4 protein-coding genes and 4 tRNA genes are annotated in these 4,730 nt (G+C 73.8%); 1 reads left to right on the top strand and 7 read right to left on the bottom strand.

Annotation, left to right across the window (positions count from 1 at the left end; genetic code table 11):
* The 7 genes from ABZ914_RS46695 to ABZ914_RS46725 form a co-directional block, all read right to left on the bottom strand.
* A partial coding sequence (locus ABZ914_RS46695) for an ROK family protein (protein ID WP_500201091.1) occupies nt 1–936 on the bottom strand: 936 nt, incomplete at its 3' end.
* Between the two features lie 110 nt (nt 937–1,046).
* The gene (locus tag ABZ914_RS46700; protein WP_500201092.1) at nt 1,047–2,906 is read right to left on the bottom strand and encodes a glycoside hydrolase family 3 protein; all 1,860 of its coding nucleotides are present in this window, start codon (nt 2,904–2,906) and stop codon (nt 1,047–1,049) included.
* A 103-nt stretch (nt 2,907–3,009) separates the two neighbouring features.
* Nucleotides 3,010–3,084 (bottom strand) — tRNA-His (locus tag ABZ914_RS46705).
* A gap of 1 nt (nt 3,085) precedes the next feature.
* Nucleotides 3,086–3,158 (bottom strand) — tRNA-Arg (locus ABZ914_RS46710).
* Nucleotides 3,159–3,179: 21 nt separating this feature from the next.
* Nucleotides 3,180–3,252: transfer RNA gene (locus tag ABZ914_RS46715), tRNA-Met, on the bottom strand.
* A gap of 5 nt (nt 3,253–3,257) precedes the next feature.
* Nucleotides 3,258–3,342: transfer RNA gene (locus ABZ914_RS46720), tRNA-Ser, on the bottom strand.
* A gap of 255 nt (nt 3,343–3,597) precedes the next feature.
* The gene (locus tag ABZ914_RS46725) at nt 3,598–4,452 is read right to left on the bottom strand and encodes an oxidoreductase (protein ID WP_500201093.1); all 855 of its coding nucleotides are present in this window, start codon (nt 4,450–4,452) and stop codon (nt 3,598–3,600) included.
* An 81-nt stretch (nt 4,453–4,533) separates the two neighbouring features.
* Here ABZ914_RS46725 and ABZ914_RS46730 point away from each other — a divergent pair.
* The coding region (locus tag ABZ914_RS46730; protein ID WP_500201094.1) for a LysR family transcriptional regulator at nt 4,534–4,730 on the top strand (197 nt) is incomplete at its 3' end.

Raw genomic sequence — 4,730 nt, forward strand, 5'->3', positions numbered from 1 at the left:
CGCGGCGAGCCGCTCGACCGCCTCCAGCGCGGCCGCGTCCCGCCGCCCGGCCGCGGCGAGCACGCGCGCGGCGTCCTCCAGCGCGGGGCCGGCGGAGGCGAGGCCCGCGAGCGCCGCCCCGGCCGCCGCGGGCCCGGGCTCGGCGCCGGTGATCAGGACGGCCGTGGTGTTCCGCAGGCCCAGCTCGGGCAGCATCCCGATCTCGCCCGCGGCGCCCCACCGGCCGCGGTGCAGGCGCCCGCCGATCAGGGCGCCCGCGCCGGTGTGCAGCCCGGCGAGCACGCACACGACGTCGTCGGCCGCGCGGGCGGTGCCGCACCACCGCTCGGCCATCGCCGCGAGGTTGGCGTCGTTCTCCACCAGCACCGGGCAGGCGAACGACCGGCCGAGTTCACGGCCGAGCTCGACGCCCTCCCACCCGGGGACGGCGGCGCAGCGGGTGACGGTGCCGTCGGGGCCGACGACGCCGGGGGTGCCGATCGCGACGGCCCGCAGCGACCGCCGGTCGATCCCGGCCTCGGCCAGGCACTCCTTGACGGCCGCGCGGACGGCGGCGATGCGGACGTCCGGGCGGGCGTAGGTGTCGAGCTCCGCGCGGCGGCCGCCGACGTTCGCGCCGCACAGGTCCGTGAGAAGCAGCCGGACGTGGTGCGCGTCGATCTCGATGCCGAGGGCGTGGCCGGCCTCGGCGCGGAACCGGTAGCGGCGGGCGGGCCGGCCGAGGCCGCTGCCGGGCCGTGGCGCGACCTCGGCGACCAGACCGCGGCCGATCAGGTCGCCGAGCACGCCCTCGGTGGTGGGGCGCGACAAACCGACCCGGCGGGCCAGCCCGGACAGCGTCGACTCGCCGCCGTCGCGCAGTTCCCGCAGGGTGGCGGCGGAGTTCAGGCGGCGCAGCACCGAGAGGTCGCCCCCGTGCAGCGAGTGTTCGGACACGGCACCCCCGACGGCGGTCTGCGGGCCGGCGGCTCAAGGCCGTCCTACTCATGGAAGGCACCTGCACAAGTGGGCCGGACGGCGCCCACGATACTCCGGCCCGGCGTCCCTCAGCCGCCGTAGGCGAGGCCGTATCCGAACGGGAAGAGCGGCTTCTTGCCGTCGCCGCGGTTGACCGGCTCCTGGCCGCCGTCGCCCGGCCACGTCACCGGCAGCCTGCCGGACGGCCGGGCGTCGCCGAACAGCACGTCGGCGACGCCCGCTCCCTCGGTGCCCGGCAGCCACGACGCGACGAGCGCGTTCCAACCGCCGAGCCGGGACGCGACGTCCAGCGGGCGCCCCGAGACCAGGACGACGGCGACCGGCACGCCCGAGGCGCGCAGCCGCTCGACGGTCGCCAGGTCCTCCGCGTCGAGGGCGAGGCCGCCGGGCCGGTCGCCGTGGTACTCGGCGTACGGCTTCTCCCCGACGACGGCCACCGCCGCGTCGTAGGACTCGTCGATCCCCTTGCCGTCCCGGTCGTAGCCGATCTTCGCCCGCTCCCCCGCGACCTGCCGGATGCCCTCCAGGATGGTCGTCCCGGGCGTCGTCCGGCCCGGGGATCCCTGCCACGTCACCGTCCAGCCGCCGGACTGCATGCCGATGTCGTCGGCGCTGCGCCCCGCGACGAAGATCTTCCCGTCGCGGCGCAGCGGCAGGACGCCGTCGTTCTTCAGCAGCACCTGCGACTCGGCGACGGCGCGGCGGGCGAGCGCGCGGTGCGCGGCGCTCCCGACCGTCTTCAGAAGGCTCCGGTCGGCCATCGGCCGCTCGAACAGCCCGAACCTCATCTTCTGGGTCAGGATGCGGCGGTTGGCGTCGTCGACGCGCGCCATCGGGACCGTCCCGTCCTCCACCTCGGCGCGCAGGCCCGCGATGAAGTCCTTCCATTTCGCCGGCACCATGACCATGTCGATCCCGGCGTTGACCGCCTTCGCGATCTCGTCCCTTGTCATGCCCGCCTCGCCGTCGATCCGGTCGACGCCCTGGTAGTCGGACACGACGAAGCCCCCGAAGCCGAGCTCCCCCTTCAGCACCCCGGTGACCAGGTACCGGTTGGCGTGCATCTTCACGCCGTTCCACGAGCTGTAGGACACCATCACCGACCCGACGCCGCGCCGGACGGCCTCCCGGAACGGCGGCAGGTGCACCGCCCGCAGCTCCGCCTCGGAGATCCGCGCGTCGCCGCGGTCCCGGCCGCCCTCGGTGCCGCCGTCGCCGACGAAGTGCTTCGCCGTGGCGAGGACCGACGCGGGGCCGCCCGGCTTCGCGCCCTGGAGCCCGTCGATGAGCGAGGTCATGGCGGACGGCAGCTCCGGGACCTCGCCGAACGACTCGTAGGTGCGTCCCCAGCGGTCGTCGCGGGCGACGCACAGGCAGGGCGCGAAGTCCCAGCGCGCGCCGGTCGCGGTCATCTCCTCGGCCGTCGCCGCCCCGATCTCGCGGACGAGCTCCGGATCGCGCGAGGCGCCGAGCCCGATGGCGTGCGGGAAGATCGTCGCGCCGACCACGTTGTTGTCGCCGTGCACCGCGTCCACCCCGTACAGCATCGGGATGCGCAGCGGGGCCGACAGGGCGCCCTTCTGGAACGCGTCGTCCATGTCCGCCCAGCTCTTCGCCGTGTTCGGGGACGGCGCCGAACCGCCAGCCGACATGACCGACCCGATCCGGTACCTCCCGACCTCCTCCGGGGTGATGTACCGGCGTTCGGGCTGCGTCATCTGCCCGAGCTTGTCGTCCAGGCTCATCCGGGAGAGCAGGTCGTCGACGCGGGCCGCGACGGGCAGCGCGGGATCGAGGTACGGGACGGCGGCCGCGCGCTCCGGACCGGAGGCCAGCGCGGGCACGGACGGCGAGCCGAGGGCGAGCAGCGCCGGCAGGCCGAGGGCGAGCAGCCGCACCCGGGCCGCCCGCACGGAGGAGCAGTACATGAGGAAGGTTTTTCCGGCGACGGCCAATTCCGGCGCAAGCGGGCGCAAGCGGCCGGCAATATCTGCCGGCCGCCACCCGATCAATCTCGATATTTCTTATTAAGGGCGACCGCCCGGGATCGAACCGAGGACCTCCAGGACCACAACCTGGCGTGCAGACCACCACACCACGGACGCCGTGTCTCCGGCAGGAATCGAACCTGCGCCCTCCGGGTCCGCAACCCGGCGCGCTCTCCTCTGCGCCACGGAGACTCGATATTCATTTGTCGTGCGTACTGGGCGCAGGAATCGAACCTGCCTGATGCGGCTTATGAGGCCGCCGGATGCACCAGCATCCCTGCCCAGCCTGCGCGGAGGGTGCGAGATTCGAACTCGCGCAGGGTGACCCCTGACCACGGCTTAGCAAGCCGCTGCCTTTCCGCTCGGCCAACCCTCCGGAAGAACAAGGTGGAATCGTGCGGGAAAAGAAAAAGACCGCCCGTTCTGCTCGGGCGGTCGGCGGCGGGACGCGATGGTCACGTCCCGCGGCGGCTCCCGAGGCCGGAGTGGCTGCTGCGATGCATTCGGTGTCGGCGCATCTTTCCCTCTCCTTCCGGCCTCGTTCCGTTCGATGTCCATATTGCCGGAACGGTTCCCTCGCGGCAACTCCTTTATCGGGGCGGCCCGCCCGGTGCGGGCCACCCCGTTCCCGCTACTCGTCGAAATCGGTGCTGCGGATCAGCGGCTCCCAGGCGGCGAACTCCTTCCGGAGGCCGTCGAGGCTCGCGGCGACCGCGTCGGCGGCGTCGCTGCCGAGCGGCAGCCGCAGCGGCGTGTCCTCGGCGTCCAGCGCGGTGAGGATGGCGGCGGCGGCCTTGGCGGGGTCGCCGGGCTGCTTGCCGTCGCTGTCCGGCAGGCCCTTGCGCACCCGCCCGACCGTGTCGGCGTACTCCGGCATCTCGTCGGCCATCAGCAGCCCGCCGCCCGCGAACGACGTCCGGAACGCGCCCGGCTCCACGATCATCACCTTGATCCCGAACGGCGCCACCTCGCCCGCGAGCGCCTCCGTCAGCCCCTCCAGCGCGAACTTGGTGGCCGAGTAGCCGCCGACGCCCGGGAAGGACAGCCGGCCGCCCTGGCTCGTCAGCTGCACGATCGCGCCGGAGCCCCGCGCGCGCATGTGCGGCAGCACCGCCCGCGTCAGCGCGGCGGGGCCGAAGAAGTGCAGGTCCATCAGGTCGCGCAACTCCCGGTCGGTGGTCTCCTCCACCGCGCCGACCAGGCCGCGCCCGGCGTTGTTCACCAGGACGTCGATCCGGCCGTGCCACAGCAGCACGTCGGCCACCACGTCCGCGATCCGGCCGTGGTCGGTGACGTCCAGCGCGACCGCGTTCACGCGGCCGGGGTACCGGCCGGCGAGGTCGTCCAGCGCCTGCGGGCGGCGCGCCGCCGCGACGACGGTGTCGCCCGCGGCGAGCGCCGCCTCCGCGATCGCCCGCCCGAACCCCGAGGTCGCCCCGGTGATCAGCCAGACCCGCCCGTTCTCGTTCTCAGTCGTGTTCGTCATGCTCCGTTTATCGCAGCCGCGGCGGGGCGGCGTCCAAGACAGAGATCAACATGAGCGATAAAGAGCCTTTATCATCGCCGCATGGAGCTGCGTCAGCTGCGCTACCTGGTCGCGATCGCGGACGCCGGGAACCTCGGCCGGGCCGCCGAGTCGCTGTTCGTCAGCCAGCCGGCGCTGTCGTACGCGCTGCGCCGGCTGGAGTCCGAGCTCGGGGTGCGGCTGTTCGACCGGCACGCCGGCGGGGTCACCGCCACGGCCGCCGGGGCCGACGTCGTCGC

It is taken from the genome of Spirillospora sp. NPDC046719, assembly GCF_040645715.1.
Taxonomy (GTDB): Bacteria; Actinomycetota; Actinomycetes; order Streptosporangiales; family Streptosporangiaceae; genus Spirillospora.

Bases quoted from the DNA above. Each gene is read 5' to 3' on its own strand.
- ABZ914_RS46725 (WP_500201093.1), bottom strand. From the start codon at position 4,452: ATGACGAACACGACTGAGAACGAGAACGGGCGGGTCTGGCTGATCACC.
- ABZ914_RS46700 (WP_500201092.1), bottom strand. From the start codon at position 2,906: ATGTACTGCTCCTCCGTGCGGGCGGCCCGGGTGCGGCTGCTCGCCCTC.